Source organism: Streptomyces sp. 891-h (assembly GCF_022760275.1).
In the GTDB taxonomy this organism is placed as follows: Bacteria; Actinomycetota; Actinomycetes; order Streptomycetales; family Streptomycetaceae; genus Streptomyces; species Streptomyces spirodelae.
The window spans coordinates 2546157-2568791 of sequence record NZ_CP050693.1 but is presented as its reverse complement, the minus strand read 5'-3'; the positions used below and the strand labels follow the sequence as shown (position 1 = coordinate 2568791).

Below are 22635 nucleotides of genomic sequence, written 5' to 3'. Positions count from 1 at the left end.
TCGTGCGGATAATTATGATCCGTTGCGCATGGTGAGTGCTGGGTATGAAGCCGGTGGCTCCTCCATGCCGGAGGCGTGCTGCCGTGTCCGTGTGACCCGTACCGATCCCGTACCGACCGTGCGTACTTGGAGGTGAACCGCCGTGGCACTCTCGATTTCGGCGGTGGTGCTGCTGGCGATCATCGTCATCCTGCTCGTCAGGAAATCCGGGCTCAAAGCCGGACACGCGGTGATCTGCGTGCTGTTGGGCTTCTATCTGGCCAGTTCCTCGATGGCGCCCACCATCAACGACTTGACCACCAACGTCGCCGGGATGATCGGCGAGCTGAAGTTCTGACCCGAACCCTTTACGGCACTCCGGCCTCACCGGCCTCACCTCGTACAGCGCATCCACCCCGAGCCCGCAACGGCCGCCCGCGGCGTCCGTCGTAGGCTCGGGGCATGACCGCTGCGTTTCCCCCGGGGGCGGCCCCCGGCTCACCGGCCGCCCCCGAGCGCCGCCTGCTGCTGGTGCACGCGCACCCCGACGACGAGTCGATCACCACCGGCGCCACCATGGCCAAGTACGCGGCGGAGGGCGCACACGTCACCCTCGTCACCTGCACCCTGGGCGAGGAGGGCGAGGTCATCCCGGACGGGCTGGCGCATCTGGCACCCGACCAGGACGACACCCTGGGCCCGCACCGCATCGGCGAACTCCGCGCCGCCATGCGCGCCTTGGGCGTCGGAGACCACCGCTTCCTCGGCGGCCCTGGGCGCTACCGGGACTCCGGCATGATGGGCGCCCCGACCAACGACCGCCCGGGCTGCTTCTGGCAGGCCGACCTGGACGAGGCGGCGCACCTGCTGGCCGCCGTGGTACGCGAGGTCCGCCCCCAGGTGCTGGTCACCTACGGCCCCGACGGCGGTTACGGCCATCCGGACCACATCAAGGCGCACCGCGTCGCCATGCGCGCCGTCGAGCTCGCCGCGCTGGACGGGCGCCGTGCCGGGGGCGAGCCGCACCGGGTGCGGCGCGTCTACTGGAACGTCGTGCCGCGCCCCGTGCTCGACGAGGGATTCGCCCGGCTGCATGCCGCCGCCGACGACGGTGAGGTGTTTCCCTTTCCGGGCTTCTCGGGCACAACGGGCTTCGCGCAGCCGGACGATGTACCGGGGGTGGTGGAGAGCGCGGCCGAGGTCGATGTCACGGTGCAGGCCGAGGCGTACGAGGAGGCGAAGGCCGAAGCGATGGCAGCACACGAGACCCAGGTGTCGGTACGGCGCACCTCCCGCGGCCACTTCTTCGCACTCTCCAACGGCGCGGCCCAGCCGCTGACCGGAACGGAGTTCTTCCAGCGCGCCGACCGGGCCGACCGCGGCGACGCGGCACCGGCCGGAGCCGACGATCTGTTCGCCGGGGTGGACGCATGACAGCGGCGGGCGCGAACACGGCAGTGGAGAAGGACGCGGGGGGCTGGGGGCCGTATCCGCGGGCGCTGGGGGGCCGGGTCGCCGTCTACGTGGCACTGGCCGTCCTCGGCGTGCTGACCGGAACCGCCGGAACCCTCGTCCAGGGCGGCTGGTTTCCGCTCGGGCTGCTGCTGGCGCTGGCGGCCGCCGTGGGACTCTTCTGGGGCGGCGCCAAGCTGTGCCGTACCAAGGTGGGGGCAGCGGCGCCGGGTGCCGGGTGGGTGCTGGCCGTGGTGCTGATGACGCCCTCGCGCTCCGAGGGCGACTTTCTGTTCGCCGCCGGAATCGCCAGCTATGTCTACCTGTTCGGCGGCATGCTCGCGGCTGTGATGTGTACCACCATCGCGTTGCCCGCACCCCCCGTGCGGCCCGGTAAAAACCGCTGAGAGAGCCGCCACCGGGCGATTCGGCGGTCGCGGGGCCCCAGCCCCGCGCCCCAAGTACAGTGGTGCGCGCCGGCGAGCCGCCTTCAGGCCGACAGGAAGACGGCGAATCCATCCGGGAGTACCTGCTTTGAGTCGTGAAACTGACAGTTCGTCCTCCGGGCCCAAGCGGCGCGGCGGTTCGTCGTACCCCTCGGGGACCGAGCCGTACGGCACCTCGGGCTCCGGCGCGGGCCAGGGCGACCGGAAAGCCGAACCTTCGGCCGGGTCCAAGCCGGACGAGCCGAAGACGGAGACGACGCTCACCACCCGCATCCGTATCAACATCCCCGGCTCTCGGCCGATCCCGCCCGTTGTGATGCGGACGCCGGTGGCCGACGACAGCGATGACGGCGCGTCCGACAGCACGGACAAGGGGACCGGCGGCCAGGAGTCGAAGGGCACCCCGGACCTCGGCGCGGGCAAGCGCGCGACCGGCGGCGGCCCCGGTGCCGCTGTCCCGCCGCCGGGAGGCCCGGCCGGCGGCCCGGCAGGCCCGCCGTCCGCCGCCTCGGGCCCGTCCCCGGCCTTCGGCAGCGGGAAGGGCGCCGGCGCCGACGACGCGTCCGGTGGCGAGGAGAAGTTCACCCAGCAGACCAGCGACTGGTTCGCGCCCCGCAAACCACCCCGCAGCACTTCGGCGCCGTCCGGCCCGGCCGCCGCCGGCCCGGGCGCGGGTGCGGGTCCCGGTACGGGCTCGGGTCCCGGCGCTGCCGGGGGCCGTGGCGATCTGCCGTACGTCTCCGGGCCGGGGCCCGAGACGACGGGTACGCACGGGCGGCCCGAGACGACGGGCACGCACGGAATGCCGGAGACGACCGGTACATACGGAATCCCCGAGTCGACGGGTACGCACGGGATTCCCGAGTCGACCGGCACCCACGGCATCCCGCAGGCGTCCGGGAGCGGGTCGCCGTTCCCCGGGGGGGCCGGTCCGATGGACACACCCCCCGATGGCGTGCCCCATCTCGGCGCCACCCCGCCGGGGGGTCCCGCGGGCCCCACCACGGGCCCGGCGACCGGCGACATGCCCGTACCGCCCACCCGGGGCGGCGGAGCGCCCGGCTCCCTGGCGGCGCCCGGCGCGGGCCAGGACCCGGGCGGAGGCCAGGACGTCGGCGCGGGCCCCGATTTCGGCGCGGGCCAGGTGCCCGGCGCACCGGCTCCCGGTGCGCGGTCCCCGGGTGACCAGGGGCGTGGAGCCTCCGCCCTGGACGCGTTCGACCGGGGGCACTCCGACCGCGACGGCGGTCCCGGCGTGGGCCCCGGCGGAACACCGCCGGACGGCACCCCGATGGTGCCGGCCACCGGCAGCTCCCCCTTCGGCGCGGGCGGCGCGCAGTCGCCGGGCGCGCCCGGCGAGGGGCGGCTGTCGAGCGACACGATGGTCAGCGGCGTTCCGCAGGCGGGTGGCCCGGGTGGCCCGGGTGGCCCGGGCGGACCCGGCGACTCCGCCGTGCCGTCGCCCGGCTCCTCGTCCAACGCGCCCGGCACGGGCCCCGCGGGCTCGCAGTCGGCACCGAGCGGCGCCAAGCCCGCGAAGCCGGCCAAGAAGGGCGGCCGTTCCAAGCTGGTGCTGGCGGGCGTGGCCGTCGTCGGCGTCCTCGGCGTGGCCTACGGCACGGGGCTGCTGCTCGACCACGCCGACGTACCCAAGGGCACCACGGTGCTCGGGGTGGAGATCGGCGGGCTGACCAAGCACGAGGCCGTCAACAAGCTGGACGACGAACTGGGCGACCGGACCAAGGAGCCGTTCCGGATCAAGACGAGCGGTGGCCGGACGGAGCTGAAGCCCAGCGTGGCGGGGGTGACCCTCGACACCGAGGCCACCGTCCGCTCCGCCGCGGGCCGTGACTACAACCCGGTCTCCGTCATCGGCTCCCTCATGGGCGGCACCCGCGAGGCGGACCCCGCCGTCGAGGTGGACGATGCCAAGGTGCGCGCCGCACTCAAGCCCCTGATCGCGAAGGCCGAGGCCAAGTCGCCGTCCGAGGGGATGGTCAAGTTCACCGGCGGCAAGCCGGTCGCGGTCAAGGGCAGCCCGCACAAGGTCATCGATGTCGACAAGGCTCCGGGCGCGCTGAAGAAGGCGTTCATCCAGCGGGCGGTCTCGGGCAAGAACGAACCGGTCGAACTGCCCGGCACCGTACGCAAGCCCAAGGTGACCTCTGCCGAGCTGAACAAGGCGGTGGACGGCTTCGGCCGGACCGCGATGTCCGGCTGGGTCTATCTGAAGGCAGGGGATGTGGAGGTCCCCTACAGCCAGAAGACGATCGGGACGTTCCTGACGATGCGGCCCTCGGCGAACGGGAAGCTCCAGCCGTACATCGACACCGCGAAGCTGAAGGAGACCTACGGGTCGGCGTTCGACAACGTGGTGATCCAGGGCGGTGCCGGCACGGTCAGGATGACGCCGCAGCACGCGGCCGCCGCCATGGTCGAGGCCCTCAAGAAGAAGGCACCGGCTGAGCCCGCCAAGCGCGTCGCCGAGGTCCCGGGAGCCAGGTCCCGCTGACGGACGGGTCCAGACGGAGACGAACGGAGACGAACGGAGACGAGGGGCGCCCCACCGGCACGGTGGGGCGCCCCTCGTCTCCGTGCCACCCGTCCGTGCCACCCGCGTTCGCGGCGCGGACTGTCATCGGGCGGGGATGACATCTGTCAGCCCCAGGTCACGACCGTCGGCACTGCCGCTGCCACCTGCCGGTCGGCGAGCCTTGGGGCATGACGACGACCCATCACACGGCCCCGGCCGTGGAGTTCACCTCGGCCTCCAAGACCTACGGCTCCGTGCGGGCGCTCGACGGGCTGACCGTCAGCCTGCACCCGGGCGAGACCGTCGCCCTCCTCGGCCCCAACGGGGCCGGCAAGTCCACCACGCTCGACCTGCTGCTCGGACTGCGCACCCCGGATGCGGGCGGCCGGGTGCGGCTGTTCGGTACGACGCCGAGGCGCGCGGTCACCGAGGGCCGGGTGGGGGCCATGCTGCAGTCCGGCGGGCTGATGGAAGGGGTACGGGTACGGGAACTGGTCGAGCTCGCCTGCGCGCTCCATCCGAAGGGCTACCCGGCCGAGCGGGTGCTGGCGACCGCGGGGATCGCCGAACTGGCCGAGAGGACGGTCGGCAAGCTGTCCGGCGGTCAGGAACAGCGGGTGCGGTTCGCGCTGGCGACCGCGGGTGACAGCGACCTGATCGTGCTGGACGAGCCCACCACCGGCATGGACGTCACCGCGCGCCGCTCCTTCTGGTCGGCCATGCGGGCACAGGCGGCCCAGGGCCGCACCGTACTGTTCGCCACCCACTATCTGGAAGAGGCCGACGAGGTCGCCGACCGGGTGCTGGTGCTGCACCGCGGGCGGCTGCTCGCCGACGGCAGCGCAGCCGAGATCAAGGCCATGGCGGGTGTGCGCCGGGTCGGCTTCACGCTGGAGGCGGTCCCCGACGGGGTGCTGGAGGCGCAGCTGCGCGCCCTGCCGGGAGTCGGTGAGATGCACTTGGCCGGCTCCGCCGTACGGCTGCGCTCCACCGACGCCGACGCCACCGTGCAGGCCCTCTACGCGCTGGGGCTGTATCCGCGCGGCCTGGAGGTGACCGGGCTCGGCCTGGAGGAGGCCTTCGTCGCCCTCACCTCGCGCGCCGAGGAGCGCGCCGACAAGACCGACCAGCGGCCTGCGGGCCAGAAGGCAGGCATCAAGTGAAGACCCTCGTCAAGCTGGAGATCACGCGCTCGCTGCGCAACAAGAAGTTCATGTTCTTCTCGGTGATCTACCCGCCGCTGCTGTATCTGATCATCGCCGGACGGAACATACCGGGGAACATGCCGGGCCTCCGCGTCGACATGAAGCTGTACTACATGGTCGCGATGGCCGCTTTCGGCGCGATGACGGCCGTGCTGATGGGCAACAGCGAACGCATCGCCAAGGAGCGCGAGGCCGGCTGGGTGCGGCAGCTGCGGCTCACCGCGCTGCCGGGACGGGGCTATGTCGCCGCGAAGATCGCCTCGGCCGCGGTCGTCAGCCTGCCCGTCATTCTGCTCGTCCTGCTGACCGGCGCCACCGTCATGGGCGTACGGCTGGAAGCGTGGCAGTGGGCCGCCGTGGCACTGTGCTCCTGGGCGGGCAGCTTCGTCTTCGCCGCGCTGGGGGTGGCCATCGGCTACCTGGCGACAGGGGACGCGGTGCGGCCGCTCACCATGCTGTGCTACTTCGGGCTGGCGTTCCTGGGCGGACTGTGGCTGCCGAGCTCCAGCCTGCCCGACTGGGCACAGCGCATCGGGGAGTGGACGCCCACCCACGCCTACACCGGTCTGGGGCGGGCCGTGGAGGTCGGCGAGGCACCGCACCTGTCGGACGCGGGGCTGCTGCTGGGCTATCTCCTGCTCTTCGCGGGGGCCGCGGCCTGGCTCTACCGCAAGGACACCCGCAAGGCATGATGCGGTCGTGCGAGAGATGAGAACGCCGGTCGTCGCGGACAGTACCGAGACCCCGCGGCAGAAGTGGTCGAAGGCGGCCATGATCGCCGTCTGGCTGGTCTTCCTCGGGGGTGCCGTCCGCGACCTGTGGTCCGGCGACTACAGCCACCGGACCGTCGCTCTGGCGGCCACCGGACTGGCCGCGTTCCTGGCGGTGTACTGCTCCCTGGTCTTCCGGCACACCAGGCGGCCGCTTCCCCAGCGGCTCGTGTACTCGATGCTCGCCGTCCTCTTCGCCCTCGCTCTCGCGCTCTCCATGAGCATGAGCCAGGAGTGGCTGGTGCTGTTCGTGTACATCTCGGTGGCGAGCGGTGCCGTGCTGCCGGTGCGGTTCGCGATACCGGCCGTCGTGGTCTGTGTGCTGGCGATGGCGCTGGTCGGTACCGACTTCGGGGAGCTGCCCTGGTGGAACGAGTGGACCTCGTTCGTCATCCCCAGCCTGCTGGGCGGGTTCGCGCTGATGTCCGCGCGGCAGACGGTACGGACCATGCGCGAGCTGCGCCAGGCCCGCGCGGCGGTGGCCCAGCTCGCGGCGAACGAGGAGCGGCTGCGGCTCGCCCGCGATCTGCACGACCTGCTGGGGCACTCCCTCTCCGTCATCACGCTCAAGAGCGAGCTGGCGGGCCGGATGCTGCCCGCGCACCCGGAGCGGGCCGCCGAACAGGTCGCCGACATCGAACGGGTCAGCCGCCAGGCCCTCGTCGACGTACGCGAGGCGGTCAGCGACTACCGCCGTCCGACGCTCGCCGTCGAACTCGCCGGTGCCCGCACCGCGCTCGACTCCGCGGGGATAGCCGCCGACCTGCCGCAGGAGCCGCCCGCCGTGCGGCCCGAGCCCGAGCAGGAGGGCGCACTGGCGTGGGCCCTGCGCGAGGCCGTCACCAACGTGGTGCGGCACAGCGGCGCTGCGCGCTGCACGGTGACCCTCGACGCATCGCGGGAGGGCAGCCTCGCCCTCACCGTCACCGACGACGGCAAGGGCCCCTCGGGCGCGGGGGAGGGCAACGGGCTCAGCGGGCTGCGGGAGCGGCTGGCGCTGGTGGACGGCGCGCTGTCCACCTCGGCGGGCGTGGAAGGGGGCTTCACGCTGCGCGCCACCGTGCCCTCAGTACCCTGAGGCGGTGATCAGACTGCTGCTCGCCGAGGACCAGGCGATGGTCCGCGAGGCACTCGCCGCGCTGCTGAGCCTGGAACCGGACATCGAGATCGCCGCCCAGGTCGGCAGGGGCGACGAGGTACTCGACGCGGTCGCGGCCCACCAGGTGGACGTGGCGCTGCTGGACATCGAGATGCCGGGTCTGACGGGGCTCGACGCGCTGGAGGGGCTGCGTGCCGCACACCCGGGGCTGAAGGTCGTCATCCTCACCACGTTCGGCAGGCCCGGCTATCTGCGCCGGGCGATGGAGTCGGGCGCGGACGCGTTCCTCGTCAAGGACGCGCCCGCCGCGCAGCTCGCCGACGCGGTACGCCGGGTACGGGCGGGCGAGCGCGTCATCGACCCGGCGCTGGCCGCCGCCGCGCTCGCCGAGGGCGCCAGTCCGCTCACGGATCGGGAGCGCGATGTGCTGGCCGCTGCCCGCGAGGGGGCGGGCAACGCGGAGATCGCCTCCGCGCTGCACCTTTCGCATGGCACGGTTCGCAATTACCTCTCCACGGCCATCCAGAAGACGGGGGCCCGCAACCGCGCGGAGGCGGTCCGCATCGCCCGCGACAAGGGCTGGCTCTGACTCGTGCGCCCTGAGCTTGCGGGGTAGCCATTCAGGGGCGCGGGGAACTGCGCGACCAGCCAACAAGGCAGCCGCAGACTGCAGCGGCGGGGCAGGGGCAGCCCCTCAGCAGCCCAACTGACGCGGGGCACCCATTCCTCAGTTCAAACGAGCCCTCGCAGCCCGCGCAGCGCGCCGTACGTTCTCCGCGGCGTTCGGCTCCATCGTCGCGACGACGTCCGCGTACTCCTCCATCTCCCGTGCGCCCCGTATGAAGTCGCCCCGCTCCACCAGCAGTTGGGCCCGCTCGAAGCGGAGCCTGCCGGGGTGGTGCGGCAGCAGCAGCGACAGCTCGACCGCCCACAGCCGTACCCCGGACTGCTCGGGCCGCGGACCGGCCCAGGCCCGGATGTTGTTCAGGACGCGCAGCACCGTCTCCAGCGGCCCGGCAGGGCGCAGCGAGGCGGCCGACAGCGGTGTCCCGCCGGTGGCCCCGGCGACCATCGCGGACAGCTCTTCCTCGTCGAGCCGTTTCCCTCCGCCGAACGGGTCGGCCAGTACGTGCTCGCCGACAGGATCGCCGAAGCCCACGACGAAGTGCCCCGGCAGCGCCACCCCGTACACCGGGGCTCCGGCGCGTCTGGCCACCTCCGTCCAGACCACCGACAGCAGGATCGGCAGCCCGCGCCGCCGCCGCAGCACTCCGGGCAGCAGCGAGGACTCCAGCCGCTGGTAGTCCGAGGCGGCGCCGTGGAACCCCAGCTCCCCGCCCAGGGTCCGCTCCAGCGCCCGCGCCCACTGTGCGGGGGTACGGCCTCGTTCGTACGGCAACAGTCCGGCCAGCCGGTCGAGTTCCGCCTGGCCCTCGTCCACGATCCGGTCGACGGCCGGCTCCTCGTCCACGCCCGGCTCCCGTCCGCCGTGCGCGTGCCCGGCGGCCTCCGCGCCGATCAGCAGACACAGCAGCGCCAGATCGGGGCGCTCCTCGCGGGCCGCCTCGGCGAACCGCCGCCTGGCCGTCCCGCCCTCGCCCTCCACACCGTTTCCCGCCTCGTTCGGCCCGCCCATCTCAGTCCTGCGGGGCGCGGAGGTAGAAGTAGGCGTGGTGGTCGGCGAACCCCAGCTTCGCGTAGAGGGCGCGTGCGGGTGCGTTGTCCCGCTCCACCTGGAGGTAGGCGGCCGAGGCGCCCTCCGCCAGCGCGGCACGCGCCAGCTCGCCCGTCACCGCCTGCGCGAGCCCCTGCCTGCGCCGCTCGGGGGCGACCTCTATGGCGGCGAACCCGGCCCACCGGCCGTCCACCACGCACCGCCCGATCGCCATGGGGGAGCCGGCCTCGTCCCGTACCGTCGCGAACCACACCGAGGGCCCGCCGGTGAGCACCTTCATGGCGGCTTCCGCCAGTCGCTCGCCGTCCGCACGGTTGTAGAGCGAGAGCCACCTCTCGTCCGGCGCGCGCTCCAGCACCACCCTGCCGTCCGGCTCCCGGTCGGCCAGCGGCGCCAGCGCGCCGACCTGTATCAGCCCGTGCCGCTCCGCCGTCCAGCCGCGCTCCCGCAGCCGCGCGGCGAGCAGCGCGTTCTCCTCCACGGCGACCTGCATCCGGGCCGGCAGATCCCGCTGCGCGTACCAGGCCGTGACCCGCGCCAGCGCCTCGTCCAGTGGCAGCCCGGGCTCGTCCAGCGGCAGCACGGAGTTGGCACGCGCGGTGAAGCCTCCGGCCGCCCGCAGGGTCCATCCGCCCAAGTGACCGGACTCCACCGGTGGCCAGCCCCGCGCCGCTACGGTGACAAGTTCCCGCACGTCGGCGGCGGGCAGCCCCCGGCGGCGGGCCGGCGTGTGCGGTACGACCTTTCCAGCGACCATCGACGCCTCCTCGATCTCGACCTGCTCACCATCGCGGCGGGTGATTCCGAGCAGACCTCCGGTCCACGATGTGAGAATGCCGATCGTGTCCGTGAATCGTCCGCGCTGCTCCCCAGCCGCCGTCAGCGACCGCACCGAGACACGTTTGCCCACGTCGGAAGGGGTGATGCGGACCTCCAGACGTCCGCCCGTGGTGAATTCCACAGTTCTGACCGCCCCTCCTGTTCGTCTTGTCTCCGCGAACGGAGATACTAGGTGTGGGCATCGCCGCCGTCCGAAGCGAAAGAGCGCTCCCGCGCGCCCGCGGCGGAGCCGGGCACCGGCCCGCCAGCCCTAACGAGGAGGAACGACAGCGTGACTTACGTCATCGCGGAGCCTTGTGTCGACCTGAAGGACAAGGCTTGCATCGAGGAGTGCCCGGTCGACTGCATCTACGAGGGCCAGCGGTCCTTGTACATCCACCCGGACGAGTGCGTCGACTGCGGTGCCTGCGAGCCCGTCTGCCCGGTCGAGGCCATCTTCTACGAAGATGACACTCCTGAGGAGTGGAAGGACTACTACAAGGCCAACGTCGAGTTCTTCGACGACCTCGGCTCGCCCGGCGGTGCCAGCAAGCTCGGCCTGATCGAGAAGGACCACCCGCTCATCGCCGCGCTTCCGCCGCAGGAGCACGACGAGTGACCCACGGGTGACCCCCGACAAGTGAGCCACTCGCCCCACGAGTGGCCCCACCGCAGTCCCGTACGGCGACCCTGGCGTCCTGTCGTACGGGGCTGCGGCGTTTTCCGCGCCGCGCCGCACCGGTCGGCCGCCTTCCGAAAGCGAGCACCATGCCCTCCGAGTCCCCCGTCTCCGGCCGCCTGCCCACCTTCCCCTGGGACCGGCTCGAGCCGTACAAGACCACCGCCGCCGGCCACCCCGACGGCATCGTCGACCTGTCCGTCGGCACCCCCGTCGACCCGGTCCCGCCGCTGGTGCGGCGCGCGCTGACCGAGGCGGCCGACAGCCCCGGCTACCCCACCGTGTGGGGGACCCGGGCGCTGCGGGACGCGCTCACCGGCTGGTGCGAGCGCCGACTGGGCGCCCAGGGCCTCACCGAACGGAACGTCCTGCCAGTCGTCGGCTCCAAGGAACTGGTGGCCTGGCTGCCGACCCAGCTCGGCCTGGGCCCCGGCGACCGGGTGGCCTTCCCCCGGCTCGCCTACCCCACCTACGAGGTCGGCGCCCGGCTGGCGCGCGCCGACCACATCGCCTACGACGACCCCCTGGAGCTGGACCCCACCGGGCTCAAGCTGCTGTGGCTCAACTCGCCCTCCAACCCCACCGGGCAGGTGCTGCCACCGGAGAAGCTGCGCGCCGTCGTCGCCTGGGCGCGCGAGCACGGCGTACTGGTCTTCAGCGACGAGTGCTACCTGGAGCTCGGCTGGGAGACCGATCCCGTCTCCGTGCTGCACCCCGAGGTGTGCGGCGGCTCCACCGACGGGCTGGTGGCCGTCCACTCCCTCTCCAAGCGCTCCAACCTCGCCGGCTACCGGGCCGCCTTCATCGCGGGGGACAGCGAGGTGCTGGGCGAGCTGCTGGCGGTCCGCAAGCACGGCGGGATGATGACGCCGGCGCCCGTGCAGGCCGCGACCGTCGCCGCACTCGGTGACGACACCCATGTGGCCGAGCAGCGCGAGCGCTACCGCGCCCGCCGCACACAGCTGCGCGGGGCGCTGGAGGCGGCGGGCTTCCGGATCGAGCACAGCGAGGCCTCGCTGTACCTGTGGGCGACCCGGGACGAGTCCTGCTGGGACACGGTCGCCGACCTCGCCAAGCACGGGGTGCTCGTCGCCCCGGGCGACTTCTACGGCCCCGCCGGAGCGCGGCACGTGCGCGTCGCGCTCACGGCCACGGACGAGCGCGTCGCCGCGGCCGCACAGCGACTGAGGGCGTAACGGCGGCCGGGCGTACGGAATCGGAGGGCGGGCCGCGCGACTGGCGGCCCGCCCTCCGACCTGAGGCGGCACGGACGGCAGGCCCCCGGCCCGCCGGCTGTCACGCCGGGCGCGACCCGGTCCAGGTGCGTACGGCCTCTTCCAGGTCGGCTTCCGAGGGGGCGTGAGAAGCCCAGGCGATATAGCCGTCGGGACGGACCAGCAGGGTCTGGGGGGTCTCCTCCGCGGGCGAGACCCGCACCAACCGGTCCTCGCGGCCCTTGACCGCCGCGGTGTCCTCCGTGGCGACCAGCACGAACTTGCCCTCGCGCAGCGCCTCGTAGAGCCGCCGGCCGTCGGACAGCGTCAGGTCGGCCGCCCGGTGCCCGGCCGGTTTGTGGGCGCCGGACGGCGCGGGGTAGGTGTAGCCGATACCGGAGATCTGGCCGAGGGCCTTGGCCTTGGCCGCCGAGGAGTGGCCGATGGCGGACGAGGCCACCGTGCGGACGGCTCGCAGCACCGCGCTCTGTGCCCGTGCCAGCCGGACGATGGCACCGCTGCTGCGCAACACCGCCTTGCCGACGGGATGGCGCTCGGCCTGGTAGGTGTCCAGGAGCGTCTCGGGTGCCCAGCCGTGCAGCACACCGGCCAGCTTCCAGCCGAGGTTGGCGGCGTCCTGCAGACCGGTGTTCATGCCCTGGCCGCCGGCGGGCGAGTGGACGTGCGCCGCGTCCCCGGCCAGGAAGATGCGCCCTTCGCGGTAGGAGGGCGCCTGGCGTTCGTCGCTGTGGAAGCGGGAGAGCCAGCGCGCGTCGTGCATGCCGAAGTCGGTTCCCAGCGCCCGGCGGGTGACCTCCTTGACCTCCTCCAGGTCGATCGGTGTGTCGTCGGGGACCTCGTGGCGCCGGTTCCAGCCCATGACGCGGTACCAGCCGTCTCCGAAGGAGGCGATCATCGCGAAGGCGTCGTCGGCGCCGTTGACGGTGAGGACACCGTCGGGCCGCTCGGCGAGGCGGACGTCCGCCAGGAAGAGGGACTTGATGACGGACACCCCGGGGAAGGGCAGCCCCAGCGCGGTGCGGACGGCGCTGCGGTGGCCGTCGGCTCCCACGACGTAGGCGGCACGGCGGGTCTCGGTGCCGCCGATCTCGACCTGCACGCCGTCGGCGTCCTGGGTCAGTCCGGTGACCTCGGCCTCGTGGACGAATTCGACCCCGAGGTCGCGGGCGCGGGCCTCCAGCACCTTTTCCACCTCGTACTGCGGGGTTATCAGCAGGTAGGGGAAGCGGCTGGGCAGGGTGGTCAGATCGAGGCTCAGCCGGCCGAAGAGTTGGAGATCCGTGATGGTGCTGCCGACGGAGATCAGGTCGTCGGCGAGGCCGCGGGCGTCCAGCTGCTCCAGGGTGCGGGCGTGGACGCCGAAGGCGCGGGAGAGGTTGCTGATCGTGTTCGGACGGCGCTCCAGGACCGTGACCTCGATCCCGGCCGCGGCGAGGTCTCCGGCGAGCAGCAGGCCGGTGGGGCCTGCACCGATGACGATGACATTGCGCTGAACGGCGTGCGGCCGGGCGTTCATACAGCCACCTCCTGGGGTGTCAACGCTCGTTGGCCAACGGTTGTTGGTGCGGCGTTGAGAGGAATGTAGCGACTGCCGCCCGGAGAGGTCAACGGTTGTTGGCCAACAATTGTTGGCATAGACTCGGGTCATGACTGAAGGGCCCCGCCGCTCCGACTCCACCCGGGCGAAGATCCTGGCCGCCGCACGTGAACGGTTCGCCGCGCGCGGGTACGAGCGGGCGACGATCCGGGCGATCGCCCGGGACGCCGGGATCGACCCCTCGATGGTGATGCGCTACTTCGGCAGCAAGGAGGGGCTGTTCGCCGCCGCGTCGGAGTTCGACCTCAGGCTGCCCGAGCTGTCCCGCCTGCCCCCCGAATCCGTGGGCAAGGCCCTCGTCGAGCACTTCCTCGACCGCTGGGAGGAGGACGAGGTCCTCACCGCGCTGCTCCGCGCCGGGGTCACCAACACCGCCGCGGCGGAGCGGATGCAGGGCATCCTCCGCGAGCAGGTCGCCCCCATCGCCGCCGCCGTCTCCCCCGACCCGCACGAGGCCGCTCGGCGTGCCGTACTCGTCGCGTCCCAGATCCTCGGTATGGCCATGACGCGCTACGTCCTGCGCTTCCCCCCTGCCGTGGCGATGACGCGAGGGGAACTCGTCGAATGGGTCGCGCCGACCGTCCAGCGCTATCTGACCGCACCCCGTGCGCAGCCATGGGACTCCGCGCAGGAGGACGGAGATGTCCCGGGACGCGGGGCGCCGGAGGAGGCGCCGCACCCTGCGCCCGGCCCACGACCGGGCAACTGACCTCCACCGCGCGGCGCACACACAAAGGCCGCCCGGACCTCGATGGTCCGGGCGGCCCTTGGCGTGCCGGGGGTTCCAGGGGCGGCCCCTGGAGAACCGTCAGTGGAGGGGCAGGCCCCCCAGGTTGGCGGTGCGGGGCAGGTGGGTGTCAGCGGCGGCGGCAGCCACCTGGCCCAGCATGTCGCCGGCCTCGCCGACGGCGCTGCCGGCGAGGTGCTGGGCCGCGGGCGCCGCGGTCTTGCCGGCCTTGCCCACGGTCCGGCCCGCGGCGGGCACGGTCTTCTTGACCGCGTTGCCGCCGGTGTGACCGGCGAGCGAGGTGGTGTCGCGGGCCGTCTTGTCCAGCGTGTTGCCGACGCCCTCGCCGTCCAGGTTGCTGACCCCGCCCACGGGGCTCGCGGGCAGTTCCACGGCGCTCGCGGCTCCGGCGGCACCGACGACGGTGGCGGCGCCGGCTGCCGTCAGCAGCGCGGTGCGGGCGATCCGGCGCGTGAGGGGGTTGGACATGGTGCTCCTTTGACGGAGAGGGGTTCTTGGCGTGTCAGCCGGGGTCCCCCGGTCAGACGCAGTGCCTATCGGGCCAAGTGCCGTGGAGGTTGCGGGCGGCGCGGGTAAAGGATTGGCAATCCAGGTTTGCCGCGCGAGCCGTCAAACTGGGCATTCCTCGCAGCCGGTTGACCTGTACCGGAGGAGCCGAACCGGCCGCTGCCAGGCACGATTCGCCCGGCGGGTTCACCCGTGGCGGGGACCGTCACGCGAGGGAGGAAACGTCCATCCTGTGGACCGGCTTCCCCCTCGCGGGGTAGCGGCTGGACTAGTGACCGGGGGCCAGCCGAAGCTCCACGGCACCGTCCCCGGAACCCTTGGCCTCGCCGCTCTTCGCGTCCCCCGTGCCGACCTTGAGCCAGCCCTCCTCGGAGCGCTCCGCTGTCCACTGCAGGCCCGCGTACGAGATCCGCTCGATGTGCAGCCCGGCGGCGTTGGCGACCGCCCAGTGGGCCAGCTCCCAGCCCTGACGGCGGCCGTGCGCGGGCACCGAGACGGTGGGCCCGGCACCGGCCCGCGCGGCGGCGGCCCGCATCTCGGCGGGCGCCCCGGTGGCAGGCGCCCCGGCGGGCGCGGGGGTGTGCAGGGGGTTGCGGGCGGCGCTGTGTGCGCCTGGCTGCGCCCCGGAGTGCGGCTCGCGTGGTGCGGCGCTCCCGCGCGGGGACGCCGCGGTCAGCGTGCCGGTGCCGTCGGCCAGTACGTCCCGGCCGAACTCCCGCACCAGGCGCTTGCGTACGACTTCCGGGTCGCCCGCCTCGCCGAGGCCCTGTGCGCCCGTGGTGCAGGAGAGCGTGGCCGGACGGCGGCCGGTGAGCGCGCCGGTCAGCAGCGCCGCGTTCATCTCGTGCTTGGCGTACGCCTGCGGGAAGCCGCTGCGCTGCACCCGCTGGGCCGCGACGGTCAGCGGCAGCCGGGAGTAGCCGGGGACCTTCACCAGGTGGTCGTAGAACCGGCTCGCCGAGTAGACCGGGTCCCCGATCTGGTCGGCGGTGCCCCAGCCCTGCGAGGGGCGCTGCTGGAAGAGGCCGATCGAGTCGCGGTCCCCGTGGCCGATGTTGCGCAGCTTCGACTCCTGCATGGCGGTGGCCAAGGCTATGGTCACCGCCCGTTCGGGCAGCCCGCGCCGGGAGGCGACGGCGGCGATCGTCGCGGCGTTGGCGGCCTGCTCGGGGGCGAGTTCGTAGGTCTGCGAGGCGCCGGAGGCGTCCTGCGAGCCGCGCGAGCCGCCGGAGCCGGCGTCCTTGCCTCCGGTCGCGCGTACGGTGCACATCGCGCCGTCCTGGCCCGACAGCCCGCGCACCGCGACATAGGCGGCGACGGCGAGCAGCACGAGGCAGGCCACGGCGACCCTGAAGAGCCTGCCGCGGCCCTTGGGTGGGGACATGCGCCCGGGCATGCGTGGCGAGCGGGCCGATCGTGAGTGGGGCACGGACCCAAAGGTAGCCGCTGGGCCGGACAGCGCCGCAGGGCCCGGGGCACGCCGCGCGGTGCCGCACGGTCGCCGTAGGCTGGGGCCATGCCCCACAGCGCACTCGACCTGCACCAGGACGCCGCCCTGCTCACCGCGCGGCTGGTGGACTTCCCTTCCGAGAGCGGAAGCGAGAAGGCCCTCGCCGACGCCGTCGAGGAGGCACTGTCCGAGCTGCCTCATCTGAACGTCGAGAGGTACGGCAACAACGTGGTGGCCCGCACCGCGCTGGGCCGGGCCGAGCGCGTCGTTCTCGCGGGCCACATCGACACCGTGCCGATCGCGGACAACGTGCCCTCCCGGCTGGACGAGGACGGGCTGCTGTGGGGCTGCGGCACCAGTGACATGAAATCCGGTGTCGCGGTGCAGTTGCGGATCGCCGCGACGGTGCCCGAGCCGAACCGCGATCTGACGTTCGTCTTCTACGACAACGAGGAGGTCGCGGCCCACCTCAACGGGCTGGGCCATGTCGCCGCCGCCCACCCCGACTGGCTGGAGGGCGATTTCGCCGTACTGCTGGAACCCTCCGAGGGCCGGGTCGAGGGCGGCTGCCAGGGCACGCTGCGGGTGAAGCTGCGGCTGGGCGGCACCCGTGCGCACTCCGCGCGCGGCTGGATGGGCGCCAACGCGATCCACGCGGCCGGGCCGGTGCTGGCGCGGCTGGCGGACTACCAGCCGCTGCGGCCGGTGATCGACGGTCTCGAGTACCGGGAGGGTCTCAACGCCGTCGGTATCGAGGGCGGCGTCGCCGGCAACGTCATCCCGGACCTGTGCACCGTCACCGTCAACTTCCGCTATGCGCCGAACCGGAGCGAGCAGGAGGCGCTGGACCATGTGCGCGAGGTGTTCGCCGGGTGCGGTGTGGAGGAGTTCGAGGTGGACGACAGCTCGCCGGGAGCGCTGCCCGGCCTCTCGCACCCCGCGGCGCGTGCCTTCCTCGACGCGGTGGGCGGCGAGCCGCTTCCCAAGTACGGCTGGACCGACGTGTCCCGGTTCAGCGCCCTGGGGGTACCCGCCGTCAACTACGGTCCCGGTGACCCCAATCTCGCCCACAAGAGGGACGAACGGGTCGAGACCGCGCTCATCACCCGGTGCGAGGAGCGGCTGCGGCACTGGCTGACCGCCTGACCCGCGGACACCTGCCGGTAAGACAGCCGACAGTTGCCGTCCGTGTGAATTCCCGACAGCCCTCTTCGCCGTCCGCATACCCTGAGGCGGAAAGATCGCAGGCGGAAGGAGTGCCGTAAATGACCGACGGACCCGGCAAGGAGCCGAAGGAACAGCGGCTGGGCCCTGTCGTGCGCCGCCGCGACCAGGTGCAGCCGGGGACCACGGACCAGCGGCTGCTGGACACCGCGGGCCCCTCCGACTTCATCCACCAGGACCCCTGGCGGGTGATGCGCATCCAGTCCGAGTTCGTCGAGGGCTTCGGCGCCCTGGCCGAACTGGGCCCCGCCGTCAGCGTCTTCGGCTCGGCCCGCACCCCGGTGGAATCCCCGGAGTACGACAGCGGAGTGCGGATCGGCCGGGCGCTGGCTGAAGCGGGGTTCGCCGTCATCACCGGCGGCGGCCCCGGCGCCATGGAGGCGGCCAACAAGGGCGCCCTGGAGGCGGGCGGCACCTCGGTGGGGCTCGGTATCGAGCTCCCCTTCGAGCAGGGCATGAACAGTTACGTCGACATCGGCGTCAACTTCCGGTATTTCTTCGTCCGCAAGACGATGTTCGTGAAGTACGCCAGCGGCTTCGTCGTCCTGCCGGGCGGACTGGGCACGCTGGACGAGCTGTTCGAGGCGCTGACCCTGGTGCAGACCCAGAAGGTCACCCGCTTCCCGATCGTGCTGTACGGCACGGAGTACTGGAAGGGCCTCATCGACTGGGTGCGCGGCTCGGTCGTCGCCGGCGGCAAGGCCTCCGAGCGCGACCTGGAGCTCTTCCACGTCACCGACGACATCGAGGAGGCCGTCGCACTGGTCACCAAGGAGGTAGGCGGCTAGCCACGGCGCCCCGAAGGGGCGCGCCCCGCCAGGGGCGCGGGGAACTGGGCGAGCGACCACCCCCGAACCGCAGCCCGCGGGGGCTAGGCCAGCCCGCGCCGAGCCACCGCAGGGGAACGGTGCCCCGCGATGGAAGACACCATGTCCAGCACCTGCTTGGTCTCGGCGACCTCGTGCACGCGGTAGACCCGCGCCCCCAGCCAGGCGGAGACGGCGGTGGTGGCCAGGGTGCCGACCAACCGCTCCTTGACCGGCCGGTCCAGGGTCTCGCCCACGAAGTCCTTGTTGGACAGCGAGACCAGCACCGGCCACCCGGTCCCGGCCAGCCGGTCCAGCCGACGCGTCGCCTCCAGCGAGTGCCGGGTGGACTTGCCGAAGTCGTGCCCGGGGTCGATGAGGATGCCGTCCCTGCGCACCCCGAGCTCCACAGCGCGCTCGGCCAGCCCGCACGTGACCCGCAGGATGTCCTCGACGACGCCGCTGGTGTCCTCGGAGCCCTGTCCGTCCGCTGTCGGCTCGTACGCCACCCGGTGCGGCCGGGTACGCGGCTCGACGCCCCCGGCGTGGGTGCACACCAGCCCCGCGCCGTACCGCGCCGCGACCTCGGCCAGCCGGGGGTCGACCCCGCCCCAGGCGTCGTTGAGCAGGTCGGCACCCGCCTCGCACACGGCCTCACCCACCTCGTGCCGCCAGGTGTCGACGCTGATCACCACGTCCGGCCAGCGCCGCCGCACCTCCGCGACGAAGCCGACCGTGCGCCGCGCCTCCTCCTCGGCCGTGACCTCGTCACCCGGGCCCGCCTTCACCCCGCCTATGTCGATGATGGCGGCGCCCTCGGCGACCGCCTGCTCGACCCGGTCGAGCGCGGGTTCGTCGCGGAAAGTGGCGCCGCGGTCGTAGAAGGAATCCGGGGTCCGGTTCACGATCGCCATGATCACCGGTTCGTGTTCACCGAACTCGCGCGTGCCCAGGCGCAGCATCAACCATCCTCTTCCTCTCGGCGGTGCCCGGCTGCTGCCCGCACCCGCGTGGCCCGTGCACCGACCTCTGCCGCCGACCCTAGCTGTCACCGTGCCGTGGCACGATCAGGGTCGGCCCACATCCGGCAACCACTCGGGGAGTCGATCCGTGTTCGTGTTCCTGCTGATCTCGCTTGTCGCGGTCGTCGCCGCGGTGACGCTCGCCGTCGTCGGGAGCGGAGACCGGCCCGGCGGCGACGGCCACGGCGCGGCGGGCGGGCTCACCGACGCGCCGCCCGATCTGCTGGACGAGCCGCTGCCGCCCGAGCGCCCCGTCACCCACGCGGATGTGGCGGGCCTGCGGCTGGCGGTCGGGGTCCGCGGCTACCGCATGGAGCAGGTCGACGACGTCCTCGACCGGCTCGGCGCGGAGCTCGCCGAGCGCGACGCGCGGATCGCCGAACTGGAGTCCGCGCTGGCCGGTGCACAGGCTGTCGCGATGGGCCGCGCTGCCGAGGCGGGCCGCCACCGGCCGGAGGGACCGCACGACCACGGTCCGGGGCAGGACAGCGCCCTGGACCACGAGCGCGGCCGGGACGTGGAAGGCCAGGACGTGGAAGGCCAGGAGGGTGATGCCCGATGACCACCGAGACCGCGACGGCCGCGGCCGCCGCTGCCGGCCCGGCTGCCCCCGCGCCGCCCGAGGGTGGTGCGCTGCCGGGCCCCGACGGGCGGCTGCGCTGCCCCTGGGGGATCACGCCGGAGGACTACGCGGCCTACCACGACAACGAGTGGGGCAGGCCGGTGCACGGCGACGACGCGCTCTACGAGCGGCTGTGCCTGGAGGCCTTCCAGTCCGGCCTGTCCTGGCTGACGATCCTGCGCAAGCGGGAGGCCTTCCGTGCCGCCTTCGCGGACTTCCACATCCCAGCGGTCGCGCGGTTCACCGAGGCCGACGAGCAGCGGCTGCTCGCCGACAGCGGCATCGTCCGCAACCGCGCGAAGATCAGCGCGGCGCTCAACAACGCCCGCGTCGCCGCCGCGTGGGAGCCCGGCGAACTGGACCGCCTGGTGTGGTCGTACGCCCCCGATCCGGCAGCGCGGCGGGCCCCCACCACGTTGGCGGAGGTGCCCGGCAGCACCCCCGAGTCCACGGCGCTGGCCAAGGAGCTCAAGAAGCGCGGCTTCCGCTTCGTCGGCCCCACGACCGCCTACGCCCTGATGCAGGCCTGCGGCCTGGTCGACGACCACCTGGCCGACTGCTGGTGCCGCTGACCGCGCCCCGAAGGGGTGCGGGGAACTGCGCGCCGAACCACAAGGGAGGGGGCGACACAACACTCGCCGAGCAACCCCTAGCGCCCCGAAAACCGCGGCTGCTCCTTCTTGACGAACGCCTCCACCGCAGCGCGGTGATCCGCGGAATCGCCCAGCCGCACCTGGAGTTCGGACTCCTTGCCGAGGGTCTCGGCGAGCGAGTGCGAGGCACCGAACGCGAGGGACTCCTTGAGCGCCGCGTACGCCGCCGTGGGCCCCTTGGCGAGCTTGCGGGCGACGGCCTCGGCCTCGGCGGCGAGCTCGGCGGCAGGCACCACCCGGTTGGCCAGTCCCAGCTCCAGCGCCTCATCGGCCTTGACGTTGCGCGGGAAGAGCAGCAGATCCGTGGCCCTTCCCGGGCCCACCAGCCGGGGAAGCGTCCAGGAGACGCCGGAGTCCGCGGTCAGCGCCACCCCGGCGAACGAGGTGTTGAACGCCGCGGTGTCCGCCACCACGCGGTAGTCGCAGGCGAACGCGAAACCGGCGCCGGCGCCGGCCGCCACCCCGTTCACCCCCGCCACCACCGGCTTGGGCATGCCGGCGAGCGCCAGGGTGATCGGGTTGTAGTGCTCCTCGACCGTGTTCAGGGCGCTCCCGCCGCGCTCCTCGAGGGCCCCGGTGTGCTCCTTGAGGTCCTGGCCCACGCAGAAGGCGCGGCCGCTGCCGGTGAGCAGCACGGCGCGCACCCCGTCGTCGGCCGCGGCCCGCTGGAGGGTGTCGCGCAGGGCGGTCTTCGTCCCGTTGTCGAGGGCGTTCATCGCGTCGGGGCGGTTGAGGGTGACCGTCGCGAGCCCCTCGTTCACTTCGTAACGCACGGTGTCGGACATGTGCTCAGCATGGCCCAGATCGTCGGGGCCCGACAGGGCAGGCGCCCGCTTGTCCCGGCCCCGCGGATGTGACCTGCGTCAAACCGGGGGGTACCGGCGAATGAGCGGAAGCCGGGCGGTACCGCAGGGTGATCGCCACATTGGGTGGTTTTGTGTGCGGTCGAGGAAGAAGAGATGTGGACCGATGTTGGTCATCGGGTCCTGCGATGCGGGATAATGGCTGGGAAGCAATGTGTTCGATGCCGGTGAAACTGTGCCCGCTTACGGGACCCCCGGCGCGATCGGCTGGTTTCAGGAAGGGGAACGAGCATGGCGGCCATGAAGCCGCGGACGGGTGACGGCCCGCTCGAGGTGACCAAAGAGGGGCGGGGCATCGTCATGCGCGTTCCGCTCGAAGGCGGTGGGCGACTCGTCGTCGAGCTGACACCGGATGAGGCAACGGCGCTTGGCGAGGAACTGAAGAAGGTCTGCGGCTGATCACTCCGCGGGCCGCCGCCCCGGCCGGTACGCGCAGCGCGTACCGGCCGGGGCGGCGTCGTTTCCCGCTCGCAGCACAAGCGCCCCGTCACTCACCGCGTTTGACCGCGCACAGCAGGCCGTCGCCGACCGGCAGCAGCGAGGGCACCAGCACCTTGCTCTCCCGTACCGTGCGCAACAGCTCGCGCAGCCGCAGCACTTCGGGGGAGTGCGCTGTCGGCTCGCCGGTACGGCCCTCGGCGAAGACCCCGGCGAAGCAGATCAGTCCGCCGTCGCGCAGCAGCCGCAACGCTTCGGCGAGATAGTCCAGGCACTCCGTCCGGTCGCCGTCGCAGAAGACCAGGTCGTAGCCGCCGTCCGCGAGCCGGGGCAGCACGTCCAGGGCCCGGCCGGGGATGAACCGCACCCTGTTGCCCCCGTTGCCGATGAACCCGGCGGCCCGGAACGCCTCGCGCGCGAACTGCTGCCGCTCCGGTTCGGTGTCGACCGTGGTGAGCACCCCGTCTGGCCGCATCCCGTGCAGCAGGTGCAGCCCGGAGACGCCGGTGCCGGTGCCGATCTCCGCGACGGCCTTGGCTCCGGCGGCCGCCGCCAGCAGCCGCAGCGCCGCTCCGGTGGCAGGCGAGACCGTGCGCAGCCCGGCGTCCTGGGCCCGGTCGCGGGCCCAGCGCAGTGCTTCGCTCTCGGCGTTCTCGACCAGCTCGGCGCCGTACGCGTCGGCGAACCCCCAGCTCGTCTGCCGGTTGCCGGTAATGGCCCTCTCCTGTCCCCGTCCTCCACGCAATCGTGACTGTATCCGTTGGCCCGGGAACCTGCTGATGGGACCGGGCGTTGAGGAGGCAGGGACCGCAC

23 protein-coding genes and 1 pseudogene are annotated in these 22635 nt (G+C 72.8%); 16 read left to right on the top strand and 8 right to left on the bottom strand.

The genetic code is table 11. The features are described 5' to 3' along the window. Positions 1-142 precede the first annotated feature (142 nt). The 8 genes from HC362_RS10920 to HC362_RS10885 all read left to right on the top strand — a co-directional run bounded on the left by HC362_RS10920 (position 143) and on the right by HC362_RS10885 (position 8073). Positions 143-337 carry a hypothetical protein gene (locus tag HC362_RS10920; protein WP_099883855.1) on the top strand — a complete coding sequence of 65 codons (195 nt, stop codon included), beginning with the start codon at positions 143-145 and terminating at the stop codon, positions 335-337. Positions 338-441: 104 nt separating this feature from the next. Continuing rightward, on the top strand, positions 442-1413 hold the full coding sequence (mshB, locus tag HC362_RS10915) for an N-acetyl-1-D-myo-inositol-2-amino-2-deoxy-alpha-D-glucopyranoside deacetylase (RefSeq protein WP_243083765.1): 972 nt from the start codon (positions 442-444) through the stop codon (positions 1411-1413). After that, positions 1410-1838: a DUF6113 family protein gene (locus tag HC362_RS10910; RefSeq protein ID WP_243083764.1), complete on the top strand. Its 429-nt coding sequence runs from the start codon at positions 1410-1412 to the stop codon at positions 1836-1838. Before mshB ends, HC362_RS10910 begins: the two co-directional genes overlap by 4 nt. A gap of 127 nt (positions 1839-1965) precedes the next feature. Continuing rightward, positions 1966-4389 (top strand): hypothetical protein, encoded by a 2424-nt coding sequence (locus HC362_RS10905; RefSeq protein WP_243088944.1) that lies wholly within the window; start codon positions 1966-1968, stop codon positions 4387-4389. Positions 4390-4598: 209 nt separating this feature from the next. Beyond that, entirely contained in the window at positions 4599-5573 is a 975-nt protein-coding gene (locus HC362_RS10900; RefSeq protein WP_243083763.1) for an ABC transporter ATP-binding protein, read from the top strand. Beyond that, entirely contained in the window at positions 5570-6307 is a 738-nt protein-coding gene (locus tag HC362_RS10895) for an ABC transporter permease (protein ID WP_243083762.1), read from the top strand. Before HC362_RS10900 ends, HC362_RS10895 begins: the two co-directional genes overlap by 4 nt. Before the next feature lie 16 nt (positions 6308-6323). After that, entirely contained in the window at positions 6324-7463 is a 1140-nt protein-coding gene (locus HC362_RS10890) for a sensor histidine kinase (protein WP_243088488.1), read from the top strand. Positions 7464-7500: 37 nt separating this feature from the next. Beyond that, the gene (locus tag HC362_RS10885) at positions 7501-8073 is read left to right on the top strand and encodes a response regulator transcription factor (RefSeq protein ID WP_243088484.1); all 573 of its coding nucleotides are present in this window, start codon (positions 7501-7503) and stop codon (positions 8071-8073) included. A gap of 138 nt (positions 8074-8211) precedes the next feature. Here the strand turns inward: HC362_RS10885 and HC362_RS10880 are convergent, their stop codons facing one another. Then, entirely contained in the window at positions 8212-9120 is a 909-nt protein-coding gene (locus HC362_RS10880) for a transglutaminase-like domain-containing protein (protein ID WP_243083761.1), read from the bottom strand. Between the two features lies 1 nt (position 9121). Next, entirely contained in the window at positions 9122-10120 is a 999-nt protein-coding gene (locus tag HC362_RS10875; RefSeq protein WP_243083760.1) for a GNAT family N-acetyltransferase, read from the bottom strand. A gap of 150 nt (positions 10121-10270) precedes the next feature. On the opposite strand from HC362_RS10875, the gene fdxA reads away from it, so the two are divergent. Continuing rightward, positions 10271-10597, top strand: a complete 327-nt coding sequence (gene fdxA, locus HC362_RS10870) for a ferredoxin (protein WP_016469573.1) — start codon at positions 10271-10273, stop codon at positions 10595-10597. 149 nt (positions 10598-10746) lie between these two features. Continuing rightward, complete coding sequence (gene dapC / locus HC362_RS10865; protein WP_243083759.1) at positions 10747-11853, top strand: succinyldiaminopimelate transaminase; 1107 nt, start codon at positions 10747-10749, stop codon at positions 11851-11853. A 100-nt stretch (positions 11854-11953) separates the two neighbouring features. Here dapC and HC362_RS10860 read toward each other — a convergent pair whose 3' ends face one another. Continuing rightward, entirely contained in the window at positions 11954-13408 is a 1455-nt protein-coding gene (locus HC362_RS10860; protein ID WP_243083758.1) for an FAD-dependent monooxygenase, read from the bottom strand. A 130-nt stretch (positions 13409-13538) separates the two neighbouring features. On the opposite strand from HC362_RS10860, the pseudogene HC362_RS10855 reads away from it, so the two are divergent. Beyond that, positions 13539-14093, top strand: a pseudogene (locus HC362_RS10855) (TetR family transcriptional regulator); the annotation flags it as partial. Positions 14094-14297: 204 nt separating this feature from the next. On the opposite strand, the gene HC362_RS10850 reads toward HC362_RS10855, so the two are convergent. Both HC362_RS10850 and HC362_RS10845 read right to left on the bottom strand, forming a co-directional pair. Then, the gene (locus HC362_RS10850; RefSeq protein WP_243083757.1) at positions 14298-14705 is read right to left on the bottom strand and encodes an ATP-binding protein; all 408 of its coding nucleotides are present in this window, start codon (positions 14703-14705) and stop codon (positions 14298-14300) included. A 307-nt stretch (positions 14706-15012) separates the two neighbouring features. After that, complete coding sequence (locus tag HC362_RS10845) at positions 15013-16128, bottom strand: heavy metal transporter (protein ID WP_243083756.1); 1116 nt, start codon at positions 16126-16128, stop codon at positions 15013-15015. Positions 16129-16260: 132 nt separating this feature from the next. Between HC362_RS10845 and dapE the strand changes: the two genes are divergently transcribed. Then, positions 16261-17340 (top strand): succinyl-diaminopimelate desuccinylase, encoded by a 1080-nt coding sequence (dapE, locus tag HC362_RS10840; protein WP_243083755.1) that lies wholly within the window; start codon positions 16261-16263, stop codon positions 17338-17340. A gap of 119 nt (positions 17341-17459) precedes the next feature. Beyond that, on the top strand, positions 17460-18206 hold the full coding sequence (locus HC362_RS10835; RefSeq protein ID WP_243083754.1) for a TIGR00730 family Rossman fold protein: 747 nt from the start codon (positions 17460-17462) through the stop codon (positions 18204-18206). An 83-nt stretch (positions 18207-18289) separates the two neighbouring features. Here the strand turns inward: HC362_RS10835 and folP are convergent, their stop codons facing one another. Then, positions 18290-19186, bottom strand: a complete 897-nt coding sequence (gene folP, locus HC362_RS10830; protein WP_243083753.1) for a dihydropteroate synthase — start codon at positions 19184-19186, stop codon at positions 18290-18292. A 148-nt stretch (positions 19187-19334) separates the two neighbouring features. Here folP and HC362_RS10825 point away from each other — a divergent pair, with 148 nt between their 5' ends. Together HC362_RS10825 and HC362_RS10820 are read left to right on the top strand one after the other, a co-directional pair. After that, positions 19335-19808, top strand: a complete 474-nt coding sequence (locus HC362_RS10825; RefSeq protein ID WP_243083752.1) for a DivIVA domain-containing protein — start codon at positions 19335-19337, stop codon at positions 19806-19808. After that, on the top strand, positions 19805-20440 hold the full coding sequence (locus tag HC362_RS10820; RefSeq protein ID WP_243083751.1) for a DNA-3-methyladenine glycosylase I: 636 nt from the start codon (positions 19805-19807) through the stop codon (positions 20438-20440). The genes HC362_RS10825 and HC362_RS10820 overlap by 4 nt, the downstream gene beginning before the upstream one ends. Positions 20441-20517: 77 nt before the next feature. Here the strand turns inward: HC362_RS10820 and HC362_RS10815 are convergent, their stop codons facing one another. Then, the gene (locus tag HC362_RS10815) at positions 20518-21306 is read right to left on the bottom strand and encodes an enoyl-CoA hydratase-related protein (RefSeq protein WP_243083750.1); all 789 of its coding nucleotides are present in this window, start codon (positions 21304-21306) and stop codon (positions 20518-20520) included. Between the two features lie 309 nt (positions 21307-21615). Between HC362_RS10815 and HC362_RS10810 the strand changes: the two genes are divergently transcribed. Beyond that, positions 21616-21783 carry a DUF3117 domain-containing protein gene (locus HC362_RS10810; protein WP_016469583.1) on the top strand — a complete coding sequence of 56 codons (168 nt, stop codon included), beginning with the start codon at positions 21616-21618 and terminating at the stop codon, positions 21781-21783. An 88-nt stretch (positions 21784-21871) separates the two neighbouring features. Here the strand turns inward: HC362_RS10810 and HC362_RS10805 are convergent, their stop codons facing one another. Further along, positions 21872-22567: a class I SAM-dependent methyltransferase gene (locus tag HC362_RS10805; RefSeq protein ID WP_209265794.1), complete on the bottom strand. Its 696-nt coding sequence runs from the start codon at positions 22565-22567 to the stop codon at positions 21872-21874. Positions 22568-22635: the final 68 nt, after the last annotated feature.

Coding starts and splice junctions, on each gene's coding strand:
- mshB (WP_243083765.1), top strand. CDS start 442: ATGACCGCTGCGTTTCCCCCGGGGGCGGCCCCCGGCTCACCGGCCGCC.
- HC362_RS10910 (WP_243083764.1), top strand. CDS start 1,410: ATGACAGCGGCGGGCGCGAACACGGCAGTGGAGAAGGACGCGGGGGGC.
- HC362_RS10900 (WP_243083763.1), top strand. CDS start 4,599: ATGACGACGACCCATCACACGGCCCCGGCCGTGGAGTTCACCTCGGCC.
- HC362_RS10890 (WP_243088488.1), top strand. CDS start 6,324: ATGAGAACGCCGGTCGTCGCGGACAGTACCGAGACCCCGCGGCAGAAG.
- HC362_RS10885 (WP_243088484.1), top strand. CDS start 7,501: ATGGTCCGCGAGGCACTCGCCGCGCTGCTGAGCCTGGAACCGGACATC.
- HC362_RS10880 (WP_243083761.1), bottom strand. CDS start 9,120: ATGGGCGGGCCGAACGAGGCGGGAAACGGTGTGGAGGGCGAGGGCGGG.
- dapC (WP_243083759.1), top strand. CDS start 10,747: ATGCCCTCCGAGTCCCCCGTCTCCGGCCGCCTGCCCACCTTCCCCTGG.
- HC362_RS10860 (WP_243083758.1), bottom strand. CDS start 13,408: ATGAACGCCCGGCCGCACGCCGTTCAGCGCAATGTCATCGTCATCGGT.
- HC362_RS10850 (WP_243083757.1), bottom strand. CDS start 14,705: ATGTCCAACCCCCTCACGCGCCGGATCGCCCGCACCGCGCTGCTGACG.
- HC362_RS10845 (WP_243083756.1), bottom strand. CDS start 16,128: ATGTCCCCACCCAAGGGCCGCGGCAGGCTCTTCAGGGTCGCCGTGGCC.
- dapE (WP_243083755.1), top strand. CDS start 16,261: ATGCCCCACAGCGCACTCGACCTGCACCAGGACGCCGCCCTGCTCACC.
- HC362_RS10835 (WP_243083754.1), top strand. CDS start 17,460: ATGACCGACGGACCCGGCAAGGAGCCGAAGGAACAGCGGCTGGGCCCT.
- folP (WP_243083753.1), bottom strand. CDS start 19,186: ATGCTGCGCCTGGGCACGCGCGAGTTCGGTGAACACGAACCGGTGATC.
- HC362_RS10820 (WP_243083751.1), top strand. CDS start 19,805: ATGACCACCGAGACCGCGACGGCCGCGGCCGCCGCTGCCGGCCCGGCT.
- HC362_RS10815 (WP_243083750.1), bottom strand. CDS start 21,306: ATGTCCGACACCGTGCGTTACGAAGTGAACGAGGGGCTCGCGACGGTC.
- HC362_RS10810 (WP_016469583.1), top strand. CDS start 21,616: ATGGCGGCCATGAAGCCGCGGACGGGTGACGGCCCGCTCGAGGTGACC.